Here is a 19,811-nt window from a genome sequence, read left to right on the forward strand (position 1 = left end):
ATGCAGCTTCGTCCCGGACTCCACCGCATCCAGGCGCCTCTCGGCGAGCGCTTCATCGCGATGTACCTGTTCACGGGTCCCGCCGCGTCACTCCTGTTCGACACCGGCGTGGATGAGAGTGTCGAGGGCACGCTCCTCCCCTATCTGAAGGGCATCGGCTTCGATCCGTCGCAGCTGACCTGGGTCGTCTCCTCGCACTGCGACTTCGACCACACCGGCGGGAACGCTGCCCTGGCCGCCCACGCCCCGAACGCGCAGTTCCTCGCCGGCGGTCCCGACGTCGCGATGACCGAGGACGTCGAGACGCTGATCGCCGGCCGCTACGGCGAGTTCGCCGACGCCGACGGATTCGACGACCCGCCCGAGACGACCGCCCAGGTCCGCGCATCGACACGGCTGCGCCCGGTCGACCGTGCCGTCATCGGCGGCGAGGAGTTCGACCTCGGCGACCGCACGGTGCGGATCCTCGCGGCGCCCGGTCATTCGCCGGGGCATCTGGCGGTATGGGATGAGACCAACCGTGCCCTCGTGATCTCGGATGCCATCCTCGGCGAGACGGTGCCCTTCGCCGACGGCGCGCCGGCTTTCCCCCCGACCTACCGAGACACCGATCCGTACCTGGCGACGATCGCGCTCGCACGAGAGCTGGCGCCCGAACTGCTGCTCACCGCGCACTACCCGCTCTACGAGGGCGACCGCGTGACCGGATTCCTCGACGAGTCGGCCGCGTACGTCGAGCTCATCGACACGGTCGTCGAGGCCGAGCTGCGAACCGCGGCCGCGCCGCTCACGACCCTGGAGCTGATCGCGCGCACCCACACGCGCCTCGGTCCGTGGGGTGAGGACGCGGCGCAATACCTGATCTTCCCGGTGACGGGGAACCTCGAGCGAATGGTCGCGCGAGGCCGGGTGACGATGGATGTCACGGGGCCGCGCCGCACATGGGAGTGGAACAGATGAGCAAGGTGCGACTGGGAGCGATCGGCGCGGGATGGTGGGCCACCAGCAACCACTTCCCGATCTTCGCCGCCCATCCCGACGTCGAGCTGGTCGGCGTCTGCGGCCTCGGCCCGGAGCTGACCGAGATCCGCGACAAATTCGGGTTCGGGTTCGCCACGGAGGACGCCGACGAGCTGCTGGATGCCGGACTCGACGCGGTCGTCATCACCACTCCGCACGACCTGCACCACCCGATCGCAGCCAAGGCGCTCGACCGCGGCCTGCACGTGCTGTGCGAGAAGCCGATGACATTGAACGCCGACGAGGCATGGGACCTGGCGCAGCGGGCCGAGAAGGCCGGCACGGTCTTCCTGGTGCCCTATGGCTGGAACTACAAGCCCTTCACCGTCGCCGCCAAGAAGATGCTCGATGAGGGCGGGATCGGCGAGATCCAGTACGCGGTCTGCCACATGGCCTCCCCGACGCGCGGCCTGTTCGGCAACGACCCCACGCACATGCTCGAGCGCTGGAACTCGGCCACCGCCCCCAATCCCACGACGTGGTCCAGCCCGGCCCGCGGTGGCGGCTACGCTCACGGCCAGGTGACCCACTCCTCGGCGCTGCTGTTCTGGTTGACGGGGCTGCGTGCGGCATCCGTGGCCGGCCGCGTCATGACCGCCGGCGCCCCCGTCGACCTGTTCGACGCCGGGGTGATCCGCTTCGACAACGGGGCACTGGGGACTCTGTCGGGCGCTGCGACGCTCGCCGATGGCGACAAGTACCAGATCGACATCCGCCTGTTCGGCACCGACGGCGTCATGATGATCGACGTCGAGCGCGAGCGCGTGACCCTCAGCCGCTACGACGGCACCCGCACCGAGCTGGAGATCACCCCCGATGAGGGCGAGTACGAGTGCCTGATCCCGCCGGCGCGCTTCATCGAGCTGATCACCGGTGCCTCCAGCGAGAACAACTCCGACGTCGAGGTCGCGGCCCGCTCCGTCGAGCTCGTCGACGCGCTGCTGCGCTCCTCTTCCCAGGACGGCGCCGAGGTCGCCGTCCACGCCTGACTCTGCCGAGGACACCATGACCGACCTTCCCAGCATCCTCTCCGGCTACCGGGTGATCGACTGCTCGATCGCGATGGCGGGCCCCTTCGCCGCGCAGCGCCTGGGAGACCTCGGCGCCGACGTCATCAAGGTCGAGCCGCCCCAGGGTGAGTGGCAGCGCCATGCCTCGGCGGGTGGCGCCCAGGGCAACGAGGTGAACGTCTCGTTCCTCTCACTCAACCGCAACAAGCGCTCGGTCGCCGTGGATCTGAAGTCCGCCGAGGGCAAGAAGATCGTGCGCGAGCTCGTCGCCACCGCCGACGTCTTCCTGCAGAACTACCGTCCCGGGGTCGCCGCGCGTCTGGGCCTGGACTACGAGACCCTCAGCGCGCTCAACCCGAAGCTCGTGTACGTCTCGATGTCCGGCTACGGCGAGGACGGACCCTACCGGGATCGCCCCGGCCAAGACCTGCTGCTGCAGGCGATGAGCGGCGCCATGCTCTCGGCCGGCCGGGCCGGCGAGCCGCCGAGCCCGGCGGGCCAGTTCCTCGCGGATGCCGTCACGGCATCCACCGCGTTCGAGGCGGTCCTCGCCGCGCTCCTTCATCGCGAGCGCACCGGCGAGGGTCAGCTGGTCACGGTCAACATGCTCGATGCCCTCACCACCCTGCAGATGCAGGAACTGTCGGTGCACACCATCGGCGGCATCCCGCAGGAGCGCGGCACCGAGCCCAACGCCCACGTCTACATCCGCGCACCCTACGGCGTCTTCGAGACCGCTGACGGCTACATCGCGCTCGGCTTCGCCGACCTCGAGGTCCTCGGTCGAGTGATCGGCGAGCCGAGCTTCGCCGGGCTGGATGCCGAGGAACACGGCTGGAGCCACCGTGACGAGCTCTACGCGAAGACCGCCGCCGCGCTCGTGCGCCGCCCCTCCGACGAGTGGCTCGACGAACTGCTGGCCGCGGGGATCTGGGCGGGCCCCGTGTACGGCTACGCCGACCTGGTCGAAGATCCCCAGATCATCCACAACGGCACGTTCGTCGAGTACGAGCACGCCACCGAGGGCCTCGTGAAGACGCCCGGATTCCCCTACAAGTTCGCGCGCACACCGGCCCGTATCGACCGAGGTGCGCCGCTGACGGGCGAGCACACCGCTGAGATCCTCGGCGAGATCGGCTACGACACGACTGCCGTCGACGCCCTCGCGGCATCGGGCGTCGTGACCTCCCGTGTGACGGACACGGCGTCGGCATGAGCGTCTTCCGGGGGCTGACCTGGGATCACCCGCGCGGACGCCACGCCCTCGAGGCGGCGGCCCGCACGGTCGCTCCTGGTCTGATCGAATGGGACGTCCAGCCGCTGGAGGGGTTCGAATCCGCCCCGATCGATGAGCTCGCCGCCCGCTACGACCTGCTCGTGCTCGACCACCCGCACTTGGGCGACGCGATCGCCACCGACAGCCTGCAGCCGATCGACGCCCTGTTCCCCGCCGAACAGGTCACCGCCTGGCGCGACGCGGCCGTGGGCCCGAGCATCGCCTCCTACACCGTGGGTGATCGCCTGTGGGCGCTTCCCCTGGACGCGGCGACGCAGGTGAGTGTGCGCAACCCCGCACGTGTGGCCTCGCCCCCGTCGACGTGGGACGAGGCGCTCGCACTCGCGGAGAAGGGCCTCGTCGCCATGAGTTTGGCGGGGCCACATGCCTTCCTCAGCATGTGTTCGATCGCCGTCTCACTGGGAGACGATCCCGGCAACGGGCAGGGCCTGTTCGCCCCCGACATCGCGGTGCGGGCGTACGAGAAGCTCGCCGCTCTCAGCGCAGGCGCCCCGGCCGGAACGGCGGACCTCAACCCCATCGGGCTGCTGGATCGCATGCGTGACGTGGGGGACATCGGCTACATCCCGCTGATCTACGGCTACGTCAACTACGCCTCCAGCGACATCGTGTTCTCCGATGCCCCGGTCGGTGCCGCCGGCGTCGGCTCGACGATCGGCGGCACCGGCATCGCGGTCTCCCGTCGCTCCGTGCCCTCGCCCGAGCTGCTCGCCCACCTCACGTGGCTGCTGTCGGAGACAACGCAACGTGCCTTCATCCCGGACCACGATGGTCAGCCCAGCGCGCGCGCAGCGTGGCGGGATCCCCGGGTCGACGCCGCGGCGCACGGCTTCTACAGCGGCACCCGCATCACGATCGAGCAGTCCTGGGTTCGCCCGCGTCGGCCCGGCTACATCCCGTTCCAGAGCGAGGCGTCGGCGCTGCTGCGCGACGCGATCGCGGGACGCCGCAGCCCCGCATCCGTGCTCGCCGAGATCGAGGAGCGCTTCGCGGCCCTCCCTCATATGCCCACTCCCTCACATGCAGCAAACGACATGAAGGCCCCCGCATGACCGACTATGGCAGTGGCATCGACCTGATCGACGCCGACCTCGACGGATTCGTCCTCACGATCCGCCTCAACCGCCCCGAGAAGCTCAACGCGGTCACCCAGGAGATGTCGGCCGCCCTCGAAGCACTCATCGCGCGGACCAACGACGATCCCGCCGTGCGGGCGATCGTGTACACGGGCTCGGGGCGCGCCTTCAGCGCCGGTTCCGACATCCGCACCCTCGATCAGTACGAGACTCCGTGGGAGTTCCGCAACCGCCGCGACTACTGCGACGCCCTGCGCGCGGCGCGCAAGCCCATCGTCGCGGCCGTCAACGGCTTCGCTCTCGGTGGCGGCCTGGAGACGGCGCTCACCTGCGACATCCGGATCGCGTCGACCGGCGCGACCTTCGCCGCCCCCGAGATCAAGCTCGGGTGGATCGGTGGCGGCGGGATGTCGGTGTTGCTGGCCAACTCCATCGGCGCCAGCAACGCCGCCCTCATGCTGATGACCGGCGACCCGATCGACGCCCCGACGGCACTCGCCTGGGGGATCGTCAGCGAGCTCGTGGAGCCCGACGCGTTGCTGGCCCGCGCACAGGAGATCGCCGCCACGATCGCCTCCCGCCCCCCGATCGCCGCGGAGACGGCCAAGGCGAATCTGCGCGCCGCCTACAGCCTGCCACTGGATCAGGCGATCGCGTACGAGCGTGAGATGCAGGGCATCACCTTCGCCACGGAGGACGCCGCAGAAGGGCGCGCGGCCTTCGCCGAGAAGCGTCCTGCGGTCTTCTCCGGCCGCTGAATAGACCACTGGGCCATCCCCCGAACCACCCCACACCAGGAGAGACATGACCGACTGGACCGGCGGGCTCGCCCGCGCGCTGCCCGAAGACGCTGCCACAGCCACCCTCGTGGGACGGGTGTGGGACCCTGCCGTGGGCGGTCCCACCGTCGTCGCTCTGCGCGGCGACGATCTCATCGACGTCTCGTCGAGCTTCCCGACGATGCACGCACTGAGCGAGACAGCGGCGCCCGCCCGCGCCGTGGCCGCCGTCTCGGGCCCGGTGCTCGGCCGGGCCGACGAGATCTTCGCCAACACGGCGCCTGACTCCCGCGACGAGACCCGCCCCTGGGTGCTGTCCCCGATCGACCTGCACGTGGTCAAGGCGGCCGGTGTCACCTTCCCCGTCTCGATGCTCGAGCGGATCATCGAGGAAAAGGCGCGCGGCGAAGCGGATGCCGCCGACGGGGTTCGTGCGCAGGTGCTCGAGGCCCTCGGCACCGACATCTCGAACCTCACGCCCGGCTCCCCCGAGGCGATGCGCCTCAAGGAGGTGCTGCTGCGCGAGGGTCTGTGGAGCCAGTATCTGGAAGTGGGCATCGGACCCGACGCCGAGGTCTTCACGAAGGCCCCCGTGATGTCGACCGTCGGCTCGGCGGTGGATGTCGGCCTTCGCGGTGACTCGGAGTGGAACAACCCCGAGCCCGAGGTCGTCCTCGTCGTCTCCTCCACCGGCACGATCGTGGGCGCGACGCTCGGCAACGACGTCAACCTCCGCGACATCGAGGGTCGCAGTGCATTGCTTCTCGGTCAGGCGAAGGACAACAACGCGTCCGCCTCGATCGGTCCCTTCATCCGCCTCTTCGACGAGCACTTCACCCTGGACACCCTGCGTCAGGAGACCGTGACCCTCACCGTGGACGGCGCAGACGGATTCCAGATGTCGGCGACCTCGCCCATGGCATCCATCAGCCGGGACCCCGCGGACCTCGTCGCCCAGACCCTCGGGGCACACCACCAGTACCCCGACGGGCTCGTGCTGTACCTCGGCACGATGTTCGCACCGATCGAGGACCGCGATGAGGCCGGTCGCGGCTTCACCCACCACATCGACGACGTCGTGACGATCGCCAGCCCCCACCTGGGCGCTCTCGTCAACCGCGTCCGCCGCAGCGAGACAGTTGCGCCGTGGACCTTCGGGGTCGCGGCCCTGTTCGCCAATCTCGCCACTCGCAACCTCCTGGGAAAGGCATCCTGATGAGCGTCCTGTCCACAACCGATCCCCGCACCGGTGTCACGATCGACACCGACATCACCCCCACCTCCCCGGAGGGCGTCGTCGCCCTGACCGCGGCGGCCGCCGCGGCCTTCGCCGACATCAAGACGCGCGATCGCCTCTGGCGCGCGGGGCTGCTCCGTGCCCTCGCTGATGGCCTGGAGGCCGACCGCGCCGAGCTCGTTCCGGCGGCGATGGCCGAAACCGGTCTGCCGGAGGCGCGACTGAACGGAGAGCTCACCCGCTCAGCCTTCCAGTTCCGCCTGTTCGCAGAAGCCGTCGACGAGGGCGGCTACCTCGAGGCGATCATCGACCATGCCGCCCCCACCCCGATGGGTCCCGGTCCGGATGTGCGTCGCATGCTCGTGCCCATCGGGCCGGTCGCCGTCTTCGGCTCCAGCAACTTCCCCTTCGCCTTTTCCGTCGTCGGCGGGGACACCGCATCGGCGCTCGCGGCCGGAAATCCGGTGGTCATCAAGGCCCACAGCTCCCACCCGGTCACCTCGCAGCTCTCGTTCGCCTCACTCGAGCGTTCCGCGACCGCCTACGGGGCACCGCTCGGTACTCTCGGCATCGTCTACGGCCAGGCTGCCGGCGCGGCCCTGGTCGCCGATCCGGCGATCGCCGCGGTCGGATTCACGGGGGCACTGTCCACCGGCAGGATCCTGCTCGACATCATCGAGAAGCGTGAGCGTCCGATCCCGTTCTTCGGCGAGCTGTCGAGTGTGAACCCGCTCGTGGTCACCCCCGGCGCAGCCGCCGAGCGCGGCGCTGCGATCGCCGAGGGACTGTTCACGTCGTTCACGGGCTCGGCCGGTCAGCTGTGCACGAAGCCCGGCATCGCGTTCCTGCCCGAGGGCGAGGCGGGCATCGTGGCCGAGATCGTCGCGAAGTCCGAGGCGGCTGCGGCCCAGCCCCTGCTCAACTCGCGCATCCACGGGGCGCTCGACGAGATCCGTACCCGACTGATCGATGAGGGTCGTGCCCGCAGCATCGTGGCCCCGAAGCCCGGCCCCGAGGGATTCACGCTGACGCCCGCGGTGCTCGAGATCGCGGCATCCGATGTGACGCCCGCCGTCACCGAGGAAGCCTTCGGTCCTCTCCTTCTCATCGCTCGCTACCGTGATCTCGATGAGGTCCGCAGCGCCCTGGCCGCGATCCCCGATTCGCTGACCGCGACGATCCACAGTGCCGCCGACGAGGTCGAGCTCACCGCGTCGCTGACCGCTCAGGTGCAGGATGTCGTGGGCCGCGTGGTCTACAACGGCTACCCGACCGGTGTCCGTGTCTCGTGGGGCATGCACCACGGTGGGCCGTGGCCGGCTACCAACACGCAGCACACCTCGGTGGGTGTGACCGCCATCCGCCGTTTCCTCCGCCCGCTGGCGTGGCAGGACGCTCCCGACTACGTCCTGCCCGAGGAGCTGCGCGACGGCACCGCGTCGATCCCCCGCCGCGTCGACGGGGTCTTCCAGCTCGCGGCATCCTGACCCCTGCTCGGTCGCGTCCCCTGCGCGTGACGCGACCGAGCACCCCATCTCGTCGTTTTTCATGCCCGAAACCTGCACCCGGCAGGATCGGAGCATGCTGAGCGATTCCGATTTCCTGCGGCTGCTACCCAAGGCTGAGCTGCACTGCCACTTCGTCGCGACGGTCCGGGTGGAAACGCTGCTGGAGCTGGCCGACGAGTTCGCCGTCCCGCTGCGCACGAGCGACATGGACGAGCTGCTGCGCTACCGAGGGCTCCCGGACTTCCTGGACGTCTTCCACGCCGCCCAGCAGGTGATGCGGACGCCGGAGGCCATCGCCCGGGTGGCCTACGAGGGCGTCGAGGATGCCGTGCGCGAGGGCAACCTGCGTTACCGCGAGTACTTCGTCAACCCCGACAACTTCGCCGAGCTCGGCATCGCCTACCCCGAACTCATCGATGCGCTGGTGGACGGCCTCGGCAGAGCCGAGCGTGACTTCGGCGTCGGCTACGGTCTGAGCTGCGCGATCAACCGCTCACTGGGGCCGGATGCCGCGGTGCGAATGGTGCAGACCATGCTCGCGCACCCGCACTCTGCCGTTCTCGGCATCGGTCAGGACTATCTCACGCCTGAGTTCACCGAGGACCCGCTGCGCTTCCGCGACGCCTACGCCCTCGCTGAGGCGCACGGCCTGCGCCGCAGCGCGCACGTCGGGGAGACGATGCCCGAGTCACCGTCCAACGTGCGCGATGCGATCGAGGTACTGCACGTTGACCGCATCGACCACGGGTACCGCGCGGCCGACGATCCCGAGGTGGTCGCCCTCGCGGCATCCACGGGCGTGGCCTTCACTTGCACGCCCCACTCGACGCAGATGCTCTCAGGCTGGGACTTCGACGAGAACCATCGCATCGCCCAGCTGATCCGGGGCGGTGTCACCGTCACACTCGCAACGGACGACGCAACGCTGTTCCACACCGACATCGGGCGCGAATACACCGTTGCCCTCACGCAGATGGGGTTCGATATCCCGGATGCCGTCCGCATCGCCCGCGCCGGCTTCGAGGCCGCCTGGTGCGACGAGGCTCACAAGCAGCGCCTGCTCGCCGACTTCGACGGCGCCGTCCTCGCACTGACCGCCGCGCGAGCGTAGGAGAAATCGCCGAGGGAGGACGACACGCCGCGGCGCGGTCCTGTTCTGGCGATATCTCCTACCTCCGCGAGATGGGAAGAGGAGGTCGCGCTCAGTCCAGGTGCCAGACCTCGTCGAGCATTTCCCAGTTGGGGGCCGTCGAGCCCTCGTGGAACGGCAGCTGGCAGGCACCGGTCGCCTCGCGCCACCGCTGCGTCGCCTCGTCGGCGGCCATGACCACCTGGTCCGCGTCGTAGTCCTCACCGATGTACTCGAAGTAGCCGACGATGACATCGCCGGTCACGAAGATCGTGAAGTTCCGGATGCCGGTGTCGGTGATCGTCTGCTCCACCTGCGGCCATACCGCGGCGTGCAGGTCGAGGTACTCCTGACGCTTCTCCGGCCGCAGTCGGGCGATCATCCCGAAGCGACGGGATGACTCGGGAGCCGTCACTCCTTGGTACCGCCGGCCGTCAGCCCGGACACCAGGAAGCGCTGCGAGAACAGGAAGATGATCAGCACCGGCGCGACCGACAGGATCGTCGCCATGGCGAGCACCGGCAGGTCGATCGTGACCGATCCGGCCGACGTCGGGTTGAACAGCGGCACGTTCGACAATAGCTCGGCGAGTCCCACCTGGATCGGGGCCTTACGGCCGGGCACCATGACGAAGGGCAGGAAGTAGTTGTTCCAGTTCGTCACCAGGTTGAAGAACCCGACCAGGGCGATCACCGGCGTCGCCAGCGGCATCGCCACCTGCCAGAACACCCGGAATTCTCCCGCGCCGTCGATGCGGGCCGCGTTGAGCAGATCCTTCGACACTGCGGTGGAGAAGTAGATGTAGGTCAGGTAGACGCCGAACGGGAAGAACGAAAACGGCAGGATCACCGACAGCGGCGTCCCCACGAGCTTCACCGCGCTGAGCTCGAGGAAGATCGGCAGCACGAGCGCCGTGTTCGGGATCAGCATGACCACGAGGGTGACGATCAGCAGCAGCTGCCGGCCCTTGAAGTCCACGAGCGCGAGCGCGTAGCCCGCGGGGATGCTCACAACCAGCGTGATCAGCAGCGCGACGCCGACGTAGAGACTGGCGTTACCCAGCCACAACCAGACAATGCCGTCCTGGAACGCCATGAGCTCGTTCCAGTTCGAGACGAGCGTGTCGAACCCTCCGAAGCTGAAGGGGTTGTCCAGCAGCAGCTCTCGCGCCGTCTTGGTGGGGGCCAGCGCCAGCCACACCATGGGGATGACGAAGAACAGGACGAAGAATCCGATCACGACCCAGGCGAGCGCCCGGCCCATCCAACGACGGGGGTTGGGGTGCTCAGACTGGGGATCGTGCAGTCCGTACCCGCGTCGGGACTTGCGGCCCTCGGACGGCTGGACGATGAGTTCAGTCGCGCTCAAAGAGTCCTCCTCGGAACACGAACAGCGCCGAGAGGCCGGCAGCGACCAACAGGAGCAGCAGCGAGATGGCCGCCGAGCCGCTGAAGTCGTTCTGCTTGAACGCGTACAGATATGCGAGCTGGTTCAGGGAGTAGTCCTGGGGGACGACGCCCTTGGATGCCTGTGACAGCACCCGCGGCTCGACGAACAGCTGGGTTCCCGCCGCCAGCGCCATGATGAACATGTAGCTGATCCACTTGCGCATGAGCGGGATCTGGATGTGCCAGGCGGTGGCGATGGGACCGGCGCCGTCGATGCGGGCGGCCTCCATGACCTCCTGGGGAATGTTGTTGAGCGCGCCGTACAGGATGATGATCCACCCGCCGGCGCCGGCCCAGAACGCGATCAGGGTGAAGACGATCGGCAGGTTGTCGAGGGAGACCACCTGGACGAAGGTCTCGAAGCCGAACATCCGCAGCACGCCGGAGACGGGGCTCACGGTGGGGTCGAGCAGGAACAGCCAGAGCATGACGCTGGATGCCCCGGCGAGCGCGCCCGGGATGTAGTAGAGGAATCGCACCGTCGAAGACGACACCCGCGAGCGCAGGGCGTGGACGAGGAGTGCGAGCAGAACGGCGAGGATCGTCAGCGAGACGAGCCACACCACGAGGTAGAGGGCGACGTGTTGGACAGCGGGCCAGAAGCGGTAGTCGGCGAACACCTTCGCGAAGTTGTCGAAGCCCGCGAACTGCCCGTCCTTGGTGAAGGCGAGGAAGATCGCGTACAGCGCCGGAACGATGCCGAAGGCCAGCAGCAGGACCGTGTAGCCGCTGCTGAAGATGTATCCGATTCGTGCTTGGCTGCGGTCGGGCTTCTGCCGCCTCAGCCCCGGCTGCCGCCGCCGACCCTCGGAGAGAGGGCCGACGGCGGGAGCCGTGAGATCAGCTGTCGTAGTGATGGTGTTGCCTTACTGTGCGACGGTGTACCCGTTGACCTGAGCCTCGTTCAGGTACTTCTGCTGCCAGTCGCCGGTGACATCGGCGATCGGGGTGCCCTCACTGAGCGCGGGAACGACGACCTCGGCGTAGGCGGTCTCGGGGCTGAAGTTGGGGAAGCCCCAACCGCTCCAGATGCTGGCGGCCGCGGTCGAGATCGCGCCCTCGAAGTCACCCACGAAGAATCCGCTCTCCGCTTGGGCGGCGAGCCACTCCGACGCGGCCGAGTCGTAGGCCGGCAGTCCCGTGGCGAGGGCTGCTGCGGTTTCAGAGGCGGTGACGTACTCGAGGAACGTCTTCACGGCGTCGAGGTTAGTCGAGTGGCTCGAGGCATACCAGACACCACCACCGACGTTGCCGGTGACCTGGTCCTCACCCTCCCAGTACAGCGGGTCGGCGACGCCGAACTCGCCCGGGTCGGCGTTCACGTTGTCGGGGTTCTGGAAGATCGCACCGGCGTACCAGGCGGGCCCCGGGATCGCGACGATCTTGTCGGAGTAGTTCTCGACGAAGGTGGCGCTGAAGACGCTGTCGGTGATGAGCGTGCCGTTGGCGACCATGTTGTCGAGCATCGTCGTCATCGCGACGGAGTGCTCGTCCTCGAAGTTCGAGGAGAACGTGTCGCCATCGAGCTGGAAGATCGGTGCCTGGGCGCCCCAGTAGTAGACGTAGGTGCCCACGAACGAGTCCCCGACCGAACCGAGGATGTAGCCCGGGTGCTCTGCGGCGAGCTTCTCGCCGAGCGCCTCGTACTCCTCCCAGGTGGTGGGGATGTCGTAACCGAACTCCGTGAGGAGGGTCTCGTTGTACCAGAGCGAGACGGGTGCGAGGTCGTTGCGCAGACCGTAGACGGTGCCGTCGACCGTGATCGGGTCGAGCGCGCCGTCCGTGAATCCGTCGAGGAAGTCGGTGTCGAAGTAGCCCTGGTTCAACGGTGCGGCGAACGCCTGCACGCCGTTGGTCTCCTTGGCGGCCCACGACGCGTCGTTGGTCTGCGTCGAGAAGACGACATCGGGCCAGCCCTCACCGGACTGGTCGAACAGCGCCATCTTGGTCTGGAAGGATCCGGAGCCGCCGGCGTTGCCGTCGTAGGTCTCGATCGAGATCGGGACGTCGGGGAACTCCTCCTGGAACGCGGTCGCGATGGGCTCGCGGGCGGCATCCACCCACACGGTGATGGTGCTCTCGGGGTCCTGCTCAGCGGTGACGAATCCGTATTCGCTGTTGACCTCGCCACCGCCACCGGCGCAAGCCGACAGCGAAACAACGCCGGCGAGCGTGAAGCCCACGGCTGCGATTCGGGTGAGGTGACTGCGGTGCTGTGGTGCCATTGCCATAGCCTTCCTGGTCGACGTCCTTGACGACTGGCCGCGCGGGTCGCGGCTCACACTCATTAGATCATACATGTGACCTATGAGCAATGAAATTGTGACAGCGCTGTCATGTACCTGTCTGCCGGCGCAACGGGAGCGCATACGCCGTCTCGGCCGCCCGCCGTCCGATTCCGTCCTGCTCTGCCGCGGAGAGCTCTGCGATGGCCGCCCGGATGCCGGCGGTGGCCGGCCCGTACCCACCCGCGAGGACCGCGATCGGCCAGTCCCCGCCGTACATGAGGCGCTCGGCACCGAAGGCGGCGAGCGCCAGATCGCGCACCTGCCGCACCTGGTCGACGCTGACGGGGGAGAGCACGGAACCGCCGATGTACATCCCCGAAAGCTTTGCGAAGACACGAGGATGCTCGCCCAGACGCTGCATCAACGGCCACCAGTAGTCCTTGGGCTCGGTCACGGGCGGCTGACCGAGGTGGTCGAGCACGAAGGTCACGTCGGGGAGCTTTCCGGCAAGCGCCACCAACTGCTCCAGGTGCGCTTCGGTCACCGCGATGACGTCCACCGCGATCCCGGCGGCGCCGGCGGCCTTCAGCCCCTCCACATAGGCGGGCCGGGTCATCCAGTCGGGTTCGGGTCGCATGTGGATGAGATTGCGGACACCGACCATGAGCGGGTCCTCCCGCCACCGGGCGAAGGTGGCGGCGGCGATCTGCGGTTCGTGCAGAGGGGCATACCCGACGATGCCGCGTACCCGAGGGTCGACGGCGGCGAGCTCGCGCATGAAATCGGTGTCGCCGGCGGTGTCATCGGACTGAACGAGGACCAGGTCACCGATGCCGCAAGCATCCAGGTCGGGAGAGAGATCTTCGAGCGTGAAGGTGCGATCGATGGCATCCGACCCCCGCAGCCAGCTGTACGGGCTGCGGGAGGGGTCCCAGACGTGGACGTGGGAATCCAGAAGCATGGGTCGCCGCCTCACTCGCCCGTGGCCGGGATGAGCTCTTCGGAGGCGAGCTCCAACCACAGCCCCGCGGGGACGTCGGCTTCCACGCGGCGCACGGCATCCTCCACTTGGGCGGCGCTGCGGCACCCCACCACGACCGCAGCGATCGCAGGGTGGTCGAGTCCGTAGTGCATCGCAGCGGTCGGCAGAGTCGTGCCCCAGCGCTCACAGATCTCGGCGATGCGGTTCGCCCGTGCGACGAGCTCCGGGGGAGCGGGCAGGTAGTTGTACGTCGCGTCCGCCGGCACGCGGTCTCGCGCCAGCAGGCCCGAGTTGTAGATGCCGACATTAACGATGCCCACGCCACGCGCGGCTGCCAGTGGCAACAGGTCGGCCAGCGCCGGCTGCTCGAGCAGCGTGTAGCGGCCCGCCAGCATGACCACGTCGATATCGGTGTGCTCGATGAAGGCGGCGGGCATGGCCGACTGGTTCATCCCGACCCCCACAGCCCCCACGACTCCCTCTTCACGCAGGTCGATGAGCGCCTGGATGCCCTCGGTCGAGGCCGTCTCCCAGTGGAAGTCGGGGTCGTGCAGGTAGACGATGTCGACGCGGTCGAGCCCCAGTCGCTCCAGGCTGCCCTCGAGGCTGCGCAGCACGCCGTCGCGGGTGAAGTCCCATTCGCGACGGTGGGTGGCCGGTACCTGGAATCCACCGGGGTCGACCTGATCGGCCGTCTCAGGAGTGTCGACGAGGAGGCGCCCGACCTTCGTCGAGAGGACGTACTCGTCGCGGGGATACTGGGCCAGAGCGGCACCGAGACGACGCTCCGAGAGTCCGAGTCCGTAGTGCGGCGCGGTGTCGAAGTAGCGGATGCCCCGCTCCCACCCGGCATCCACGACGGCCTGCGACTGGGCGTCATCGATCGTCCGGCCGAGGTTTCCGAGCTGCGCGCCGCCGACGCCGAGTCGGGTGAGGGAGAGGCGACCGCGAATCGAAGTGGTCTGCATGGAGATCCTGTCGTAGAGGAACGCGGGGGGTGGGGGTCAGCGGATGACCGGGTCTGCGGCATCCAACAGGTCGAGGTCACGTCGGTGAGGGAGACTCTCCCAGTCACCGAGGCCCAGGCACGCGAACGCTCCCGCACGAACCGCTGTCTGCAGCGCTGCGGAGGCATCCAGCCCGGCGAGGGCCTCGACCAGGAAGCCGGCCACGAAGGCGTCCCCGGCTCCGACCGTGTCGACGGGGGCGACCGGCACGGCCGGAACGACGATCTCGATTCCGCCCACAACAGCGTACGCGCCGTGCTCGCCTCGCTTGATCACGATGTCGCGGCCGCCGTGCGACAGCGCACGCGCGCGCTCGGGCATCGAGCGGGCGTCTGCGAGCAGTGCGGCCTCGTCCTCACCGGCGAAGACGACATCGCTGAGCGCGGCGATCTCCTGGTAGACGGGGGCGGCCTCCTCGGCCGACCAGAGCGCCGCCCGATGATTGACATCGAACGACACCCGGATGCCGCGAGCGCGGGCCGCGGTGATGGCGGCAAAGACCGTCTCGGCAGCCGATGCCGACAGCGCCGGGGTGATACCCGTGACGTGCAGGACGCCGATCCCGTCGAACAGGTCGGGCATGAGGTCCTCGGGCCGGAGTCTGCTCCCCGCGCTCCCGGCGCGCAGGTAGTCGACCTTCGCCAGAGCCGGCACCGGGCGGCTTTTGATCATGAGGCCTGTGGCCGCTTCGCCGTCCTCGATCACCCGCGCATCGACGCCCTCTGCGCGCAGCTCGCGACGGATGCGGTCACCGAGTCCATCGGCACCGACGCGCCCGAGCCAGCGGGACGAGCCTCCGAGCCGTGCGACGCCGATCGCGACGTTGGATTCCGCACCGCCGATCCCCAGCCGGAACTCATCGGTGTGCGCAAGCGATCCCGGTCGCTCCGCGCGGAACAGGCCCATGGTCTCGCCGAGCGTGAGAAGCCCCGGCACCGTCTGATTCCTCGTCATGCGAGCCCCACGAGTGCAGCGGCCTCGAAAGAGGCCGCACGGATGGTGTCGAACCGCCCCTTGGCGATGTCGTCCCGGCGCACCATCCAGCTGCCGCTCACGGCGGGCACGGCACGGTGGGCGAGGTAGCCCGCCGCAGTCGTGGGGTTCACGCCGCCGCTGGGGACGAAGCCGAGGTCGACGAGGGGCGCTGAGAGCGCATCGATGTAGTCGACACCTCCCAGCAGGCCCGCCGGGAACACTTTGACGGTGTCGCACCCGGCGCGCTGGGCCGCCATGGCCTCGCTCGCCGTCGCCACACCCGGGAGACAGGCGAGGCCGAGGTCGTGGGCCCGAGCCACCGTGGCGGGGTCGAATCCCGGGCTCACGATGAAATGGGCGCCGGCCGCGTGGGCCCGCGTCACCTCGTCGGCGCTCAGCACGGTGCCGACGCCGACATCCACACCGGTCTCATCGGCCACGGCCACCATCTCGGTGATCGCGTCCCACGCGGCAGGAGTCCGCAGCGTCACCTCGGCACAGCGGATCCCCGCATCGCCGAGCGCGCACGACAGATCGGCGGCCCGAGCCGCGTCGTCGATCGTGACGACCGGCACCAGGCGCGCCCGCGCCAGATAGGCGCGCGCGCTCATCGCCCGAGCCACCCGCCGTCGACAGGCAGCACGATGCCGTCGACGTAGTCCGATGCACGACTGGCGAGGAACACCGTCGCGCCCGCCAGGTCGTCGGGACGCCCCCAGCGACCAGACGGAATCCGGCCGAGAATCGCAGCGGAGCGTTCCTCGTCTTCGCGCAGCGCCTGCGTGTTGTCGGTGGCGATGTAGCCCGGAGCGATGGCATTGACGTTCACGCCACCTGCCGCCCACTCATTGGCGAGCGCCTTGGTCAGCCCGCCGATGCCGGACTTGGCCGCGGCGTAGCCGGGGACGTTGATTCCGCCCTGGAAGGTGAGGAGGGATGCCGTGAAGATGATCTTTCCGCGACCGCGCGCGAGCATGCCCGCTCCCGCCGCCTGGGCGAGTGCGAATTGGCTCGTGAGGTTCACCTCGATCACTTCGTCGAACCACTCCATGGGATGCTCGGCGGCCGGCGCGCGCTTGATCGTGCCGGCGTTGTTGACGAGGACGTCGATCTTCTCGCCGCGCAGGCGCTCGGCGAGCGCTGTCACCGCAGCACGATCGGTGAAGTCACAGGCGACGGCTTCGAAGCGCCGGCCAAGCGCCTCGACCTGCACCTGGATGTCATCCCCGGCCTGCATCTGCGCACTCACGCCGATGATGTCGGCCCCCGCTTCGGCCAGCGCGAGCGCCATTCCCATGCCGATGCCACGACGGGCGCCGGTGACCACGGCGACCTGGCCGGTGAGATCGAACATCCCGCTCACTTCTGACCCGCCACATCCACGAGGACCTTCATGGCCCGACCCGCGGCGAGGTCCTCGAAGGCCTCGCCCGTGCCCGACAGCGGGACGATCTTGGTGATCAGCGTGTCGGCGGGGATCACTCCCGCGGCCAGTAGCGCAACCGCGCCCTCGAAATCCCGGCGTTCGTACACGCGCGCGCCGAGGATCGTGAGTTCCCGCCAGAACACGCGCTGTAGGTCGATCTCGCGGGGAGTGGGGTGGATGGCGACGATGACGATCGTTCCCCGCACCTTTGCGAGTGCGGTGGTCGAGCGAACCGCCGCGGCGGCCCCGGAGACCTCGAAGACCACGTCGGCGCCCTTGCCACCGGTGAGGTCCTCGACGGCGGCGGCGAGGTCACCGGCCGAGGGGTCGAGTGTGGCGAAGCCGAGGGCTTCGATGCCCGCACGACGCGTCGGGTCGAGCTCGACGACCGTGACCGTCGCCCCGACATTGCGGGCGACGGTGGCGATGAGCACACCGATGGGACCGCCGCCGACGACGACGGCGGTCTGGCCGGCCACGAGGCCCGAGCGGCGCACATCGTGGACAGCCACAGCCACGGGTTCGACGAGCGCCGCGTGGTCCATGCGCAGGCCCTCCGGAAGGGCGACGAGGGTGTTAGCGGGAACGTTCCACAGGGCCTGGAGAGATCCGGGCGAGTCGATCCCGATGAACTCGAGGTTCTGACAGATGTGGGTGTGGCCCTCCAGGCACCCAGGGCACGTGCCGTCCCAGACCAGCGGCATCACGGTGACCGGCTGTCCGACCTGCCAGTCGCTCACTCCCTCACCGAGTGCGGCGATCGTGCCGCTCATCTCGTGGCCGAACACCAGCGGCGTTGTCACGCGGGCATCCATGTTGCCGTGCACGATGTGCAGATCCGTGCCGCACAGACCCGTGTAGGCCACCGCGATCTGCACGAATCCGGGTGCCGGCGGGGCCTCGACGACCTCGGCAGTACTCACCTGACCGTGTCCGACGTAGTTCGCTGTCAGCATCGACATCCTCCGATCGTGACGGGTCCTCCGGCGGACTCCGACGAAGCCATGCTACGCGAAATTCATCAGACGTCATATCCTTGTGAGGGGAAAGAGTGACATCCCCAAAGGAGAGGAACACCATGGGTTTCGAACGACGCGGAGATTTCGGAGCGGAGATCCCGGTCTATGTGGACGGCGAGAAGGTCTATGACCTGCGCGGGTTGACGGATGATCTGACCGGTCTGTTCTGGGAGGAGGACGGTGTCGCCCGCACCCGGGCAGCCGTCGCCGCGGGAGAGCTGCCCGAGCTCGAGGGCGCGGCCGAGATGCGCGTCGGTGCCCCGATCGCAGCTCCCACCAAGATCCTGTGCATCGGTCTGAACTACTCCGACCACGCCGCGGAGTCCGGTATGGCGATCCCCGCCGAACCCGTGCTGTTCATGAAGGATCCCTCCACGATCGTCGGACCGAGTGACGACATCCTCATTCCGCGGAAGTCGACCAAGACCGACTGGGAGGTCGAGCTTGGCGTGGTCATCGGCACGACCGCCCGCTACCTCGAGTCCGAGGACGACGTGGATGACGTGATCGCCGGATATGTCCTTTCGCACGACGTCTCCGAGCGGGAGTTCCAGCTCGAGCGTGGCGGCCAGTGGGACAAGGGGAAGAGCTGTGAGACGTTCAACCCGCTGGGCCCCACCGTGGTGCCCGGCGACGAGCTCGGCGACCCCCAGAACCTGGGTCTTCGCCTTTGGGTGGACGACGTCCTGCGTCAAGACGGCACCACCGCGAACATGATCTTCTCGATCCGTCACATCATCTGGTACCTGTCGCAGTTCATGGTGCTGCGCCCGGGCGACCTCATCAACACCGGGACCCCCGCCGGCGTGGCCCTGGGTATCGAGGGTCAGCCGTACCTGCGCTCCGGCTCGATCGTGCGGCTGGAGATCGACGGGCTCGGCTCCATGCAGCAGCGGACGGTGGACGCATGACCGGCGAGTTCCAGGGTCTGGTCGCCGTCGTCACCGGCGGTGCCTCCGGCATCGGCCTGAACACCGCGCGCGAACTCGCCTCCCGTGGTGCCACCGTCGCGGTGCTGGATCTCGCCCCCGGCGAGCTCGACGAGGGCCTGCACGGGTTTCAGGCCGACGTGCGCGATCGGGCGAGCGTGGATGCGGCGATCGCCGCTGTGGCAACGGAGCTCGGCGGCATCGACATCGTGGTGAACAACGCCGGCATCAGCGCGATCGGCTCGGTCGAGGAGAGCACCGACGAGGACTGGGCCCGGGTGCTCGACGTGAACGTCACCGGCATGGCGCGCGTGACCGCCGCCGCCCTTCCGCACTTGCGGCAGTCGTCCCATGCGGCCGTCGTCAACCTCAGCTCGATCGCGGCCCTGAACGGGCTTCCCCAACGTGCCCTGTACTCGGCATCCAAGGGCGCCGTCCTCGCTCTGACCTTCGCGATGGCCACCGACCACGTCCGCGACGGCATCCGTGTGAACTGCGTCAGCCCGGGGACCGTGCACACGCCGTTCGTCGACCGCTTCCTCACCCAGTTCGAGGACCCGGAAGCCGAGATGGCCGCGCTCAACGCGCGTCAAGCGACAGGTCGCATGGTCTCGACCCAGGAGGTCGCGGACGCGATCTGCTATCTCGCAAGCCCGCGCTCCGGATCGACCACCGGCACGGCCCTGGATGTGGACGGCGGCATGACCCACCTGCGTGTGCGCAGCTGAGCGTCCGCCTCGC

The 19,811-nt window shown here is 68.6% G+C and carries 20 protein-coding genes; 10 read left to right on the plus strand and 10 right to left on the minus strand.

Annotated features, from left to right (window positions below; all coding sequences use genetic code 11):
* The 8 genes from ABD206_RS10640 to add all read left to right on the plus strand — a co-directional run bounded on the left by ABD206_RS10640 (nt 1) and on the right by add (nt 9,038).
* Complete coding sequence (locus ABD206_RS10640; protein ID WP_344073540.1) at nt 1-960, plus strand: MBL fold metallo-hydrolase; 960 nt, start codon at nt 1-3, stop codon at nt 958-960.
* Complete coding sequence (locus ABD206_RS10645) at nt 957-2,009, plus strand: Gfo/Idh/MocA family protein (protein WP_344072342.1); 1,053 nt, start codon at nt 957-959, stop codon at nt 2,007-2,009. Before ABD206_RS10640 ends, ABD206_RS10645 begins: the two co-directional genes overlap by 4 nt.
* Before the next feature lie 16 nt (nt 2,010-2,025).
* Nucleotides 2,026-3,246 carry a CaiB/BaiF CoA transferase family protein gene (locus ABD206_RS10650; RefSeq protein ID WP_344072344.1) on the plus strand — a complete coding sequence of 407 codons (1,221 nt, stop codon included), beginning with the start codon at nt 2,026-2,028 and terminating at the stop codon, nt 3,244-3,246.
* Nucleotides 3,243-4,379: a hypothetical protein gene (locus ABD206_RS10655; protein ID WP_344072346.1), complete on the plus strand. Its 1,137-nt coding sequence runs from the start codon at nt 3,243-3,245 to the stop codon at nt 4,377-4,379. The genes ABD206_RS10650 and ABD206_RS10655 overlap by 4 nt, the downstream gene beginning before the upstream one ends.
* Nucleotides 4,376-5,161 (plus strand): enoyl-CoA hydratase/isomerase family protein, encoded by a 786-nt coding sequence (locus tag ABD206_RS10660; protein WP_344072348.1) that lies wholly within the window; start codon nt 4,376-4,378, stop codon nt 5,159-5,161. The genes ABD206_RS10655 and ABD206_RS10660 overlap by 4 nt, the downstream gene beginning before the upstream one ends.
* Before the next feature lie 46 nt (nt 5,162-5,207).
* Nucleotides 5,208-6,398 carry a fumarylacetoacetate hydrolase family protein gene (locus ABD206_RS10665; RefSeq protein WP_344072349.1) on the plus strand — a complete coding sequence of 397 codons (1,191 nt, stop codon included), beginning with the start codon at nt 5,208-5,210 and terminating at the stop codon, nt 6,396-6,398.
* Nucleotides 6,398-7,906 carry an aldehyde dehydrogenase (NADP(+)) gene (locus ABD206_RS10670; protein ID WP_344072351.1) on the plus strand — a complete coding sequence of 503 codons (1,509 nt, stop codon included), beginning with the start codon at nt 6,398-6,400 and terminating at the stop codon, nt 7,904-7,906. The genes ABD206_RS10665 and ABD206_RS10670 overlap by 1 nt, the downstream gene beginning before the upstream one ends.
* A 94-nt stretch (nt 7,907-8,000) precedes the next feature.
* Nucleotides 8,001-9,038: an adenosine deaminase gene (add, locus tag ABD206_RS10675; RefSeq protein ID WP_344072353.1), complete on the plus strand. Its 1,038-nt coding sequence runs from the start codon at nt 8,001-8,003 to the stop codon at nt 9,036-9,038.
* A 91-nt stretch (nt 9,039-9,129) separates the two neighbouring features.
* Here add and ABD206_RS10680 read toward each other — a convergent pair whose 3' ends face one another.
* The 10 genes from ABD206_RS10680 to ABD206_RS10725 all read right to left on the minus strand — a co-directional run bounded on the left by ABD206_RS10680 (nt 9,130) and on the right by ABD206_RS10725 (nt 18,084).
* Nucleotides 9,130-9,471 (minus strand): L-rhamnose mutarotase, encoded by a 342-nt coding sequence (locus tag ABD206_RS10680; RefSeq protein ID WP_344072355.1) that lies wholly within the window; start codon nt 9,469-9,471, stop codon nt 9,130-9,132.
* Nucleotides 9,468-10,424: a carbohydrate ABC transporter permease gene (locus tag ABD206_RS10685; protein ID WP_344072357.1), complete on the minus strand. Its 957-nt coding sequence runs from the start codon at nt 10,422-10,424 to the stop codon at nt 9,468-9,470. The genes ABD206_RS10680 and ABD206_RS10685 overlap by 4 nt, the downstream gene beginning before the upstream one ends.
* The gene (locus ABD206_RS10690) at nt 10,411-11,124 is read right to left on the minus strand and encodes a carbohydrate ABC transporter permease (RefSeq protein ID WP_344072359.1); all 714 of its coding nucleotides are present in this window, start codon (nt 11,122-11,124) and stop codon (nt 10,411-10,413) included. The genes ABD206_RS10685 and ABD206_RS10690 overlap by 14 nt, the downstream gene beginning before the upstream one ends.
* Nucleotides 11,125-11,370: 246 nt before the next feature.
* Nucleotides 11,371-12,729 carry an ABC transporter substrate-binding protein gene (locus tag ABD206_RS10695; protein ID WP_344072361.1) on the minus strand — a complete coding sequence of 453 codons (1,359 nt, stop codon included), beginning with the start codon at nt 12,727-12,729 and terminating at the stop codon, nt 11,371-11,373.
* Between the two features lie 109 nt (nt 12,730-12,838).
* A complete protein-coding gene (locus ABD206_RS10700; protein WP_344072363.1) occupies nt 12,839-13,693 on the minus strand; it encodes an amidohydrolase family protein in 855 nt (284 codons plus the stop codon).
* Between the two features lie 11 nt (nt 13,694-13,704).
* On the minus strand, nt 13,705-14,682 hold the full coding sequence (locus tag ABD206_RS10705; protein ID WP_344072365.1) for an aldo/keto reductase: 978 nt from the start codon (nt 14,680-14,682) through the stop codon (nt 13,705-13,707).
* Nucleotides 14,683-14,718: 36 nt separating this feature from the next.
* A complete protein-coding gene (locus tag ABD206_RS10710; RefSeq protein WP_344072368.1) occupies nt 14,719-15,675 on the minus strand; it encodes a sugar kinase in 957 nt (318 codons plus the stop codon).
* The gene (locus ABD206_RS10715; protein WP_344072370.1) at nt 15,672-16,307 is read right to left on the minus strand and encodes a bifunctional 4-hydroxy-2-oxoglutarate aldolase/2-dehydro-3-deoxy-phosphogluconate aldolase; all 636 of its coding nucleotides are present in this window, start codon (nt 16,305-16,307) and stop codon (nt 15,672-15,674) included. Before ABD206_RS10715 ends, ABD206_RS10710 begins: the two co-directional genes overlap by 4 nt.
* Nucleotides 16,304-17,050, minus strand: coding sequence for an SDR family oxidoreductase (locus ABD206_RS10720; RefSeq protein ID WP_344072372.1), 747 nt, complete (start codon nt 17,048-17,050; stop codon nt 16,304-16,306). Before ABD206_RS10720 ends, ABD206_RS10715 begins: the two co-directional genes overlap by 4 nt.
* A gap of 5 nt (nt 17,051-17,055) precedes the next feature.
* Complete coding sequence (locus ABD206_RS10725; RefSeq protein ID WP_344072373.1) at nt 17,056-18,084, minus strand: zinc-dependent alcohol dehydrogenase; 1,029 nt, start codon at nt 18,082-18,084, stop codon at nt 17,056-17,058.
* Between the two features lie 116 nt (nt 18,085-18,200).
* Between ABD206_RS10725 and ABD206_RS10730 the strand changes: the two genes are divergently transcribed.
* A complete protein-coding gene (locus ABD206_RS10730) occupies nt 18,201-19,052 on the plus strand; it encodes a fumarylacetoacetate hydrolase family protein (RefSeq protein ID WP_344072374.1) in 852 nt (283 codons plus the stop codon).
* Nucleotides 19,049-19,798: an SDR family NAD(P)-dependent oxidoreductase gene (locus ABD206_RS10735; RefSeq protein WP_344072376.1), complete on the plus strand. Its 750-nt coding sequence runs from the start codon at nt 19,049-19,051 to the stop codon at nt 19,796-19,798. The genes ABD206_RS10730 and ABD206_RS10735 overlap by 4 nt, the downstream gene beginning before the upstream one ends.
* The last annotated feature ends 13 nt before the right edge of the window (nt 19,799-19,811 follow it).

The organism is Microbacterium sediminicola, from assembly GCF_039531125.1.
In the GTDB taxonomy this organism is placed as follows: Bacteria; Actinomycetota; Actinomycetes; order Actinomycetales; family Microbacteriaceae; genus Microbacterium; species Microbacterium sediminicola.

What these genes read in the sequence shown, in the direction of transcription:
- ABD206_RS10660 (WP_344072348.1), top strand. Translation starts at nt 4,376, where the DNA reads ATGACCGACTATGGCAGTGGCATCGACCTGATCGACGCCGACCTCGAC.
- ABD206_RS10730 (WP_344072374.1), top strand. Translation starts at nt 18,201, where the DNA reads ATGGGTTTCGAACGACGCGGAGATTTCGGAGCGGAGATCCCGGTCTAT.
- ABD206_RS10735 (WP_344072376.1), top strand. Translation starts at nt 19,049, where the DNA reads ATGACCGGCGAGTTCCAGGGTCTGGTCGCCGTCGTCACCGGCGGTGCC.
- ABD206_RS10710 (WP_344072368.1), bottom strand. Translation starts at nt 15,675, where the DNA reads ATGACGAGGAATCAGACGGTGCCGGGGCTTCTCACGCTCGGCGAGACC.
- ABD206_RS10645 (WP_344072342.1), top strand. Translation starts at nt 957, where the DNA reads ATGAGCAAGGTGCGACTGGGAGCGATCGGCGCGGGATGGTGGGCCACC.
- ABD206_RS10720 (WP_344072372.1), bottom strand. Translation starts at nt 17,050, where the DNA reads ATGTTCGATCTCACCGGCCAGGTCGCCGTGGTCACCGGCGCCCGTCGT.
- ABD206_RS10655 (WP_344072346.1), top strand. Translation starts at nt 3,243, where the DNA reads ATGAGCGTCTTCCGGGGGCTGACCTGGGATCACCCGCGCGGACGCCAC.
- ABD206_RS10705 (WP_344072365.1), bottom strand. Translation starts at nt 14,682, where the DNA reads ATGCAGACCACTTCGATTCGCGGTCGCCTCTCCCTCACCCGACTCGGC.
- ABD206_RS10640 (WP_344073540.1), top strand. Translation starts at nt 1, where the DNA reads ATGCAGCTTCGTCCCGGACTCCACCGCATCCAGGCGCCTCTCGGCGAG.
- ABD206_RS10670 (WP_344072351.1), top strand. Translation starts at nt 6,398, where the DNA reads ATGAGCGTCCTGTCCACAACCGATCCCCGCACCGGTGTCACGATCGAC.
- ABD206_RS10725 (WP_344072373.1), bottom strand. Translation starts at nt 18,084, where the DNA reads ATGTCGATGCTGACAGCGAACTACGTCGGACACGGTCAGGTGAGTACT.
- ABD206_RS10650 (WP_344072344.1), top strand. Translation starts at nt 2,026, where the DNA reads ATGACCGACCTTCCCAGCATCCTCTCCGGCTACCGGGTGATCGACTGC.
- ABD206_RS10665 (WP_344072349.1), top strand. Translation starts at nt 5,208, where the DNA reads ATGACCGACTGGACCGGCGGGCTCGCCCGCGCGCTGCCCGAAGACGCT.
- ABD206_RS10715 (WP_344072370.1), bottom strand. Translation starts at nt 16,307, where the DNA reads ATGAGCGCGCGCGCCTATCTGGCGCGGGCGCGCCTGGTGCCGGTCGTC.
- ABD206_RS10695 (WP_344072361.1), bottom strand. Translation starts at nt 12,729, where the DNA reads ATGGCACCACAGCACCGCAGTCACCTCACCCGAATCGCAGCCGTGGGC.
- add (WP_344072353.1), top strand. Translation starts at nt 8,001, where the DNA reads ATGCTGAGCGATTCCGATTTCCTGCGGCTGCTACCCAAGGCTGAGCTG.
- ABD206_RS10700 (WP_344072363.1), bottom strand. Translation starts at nt 13,693, where the DNA reads ATGCTTCTGGATTCCCACGTCCACGTCTGGGACCCCTCCCGCAGCCCG.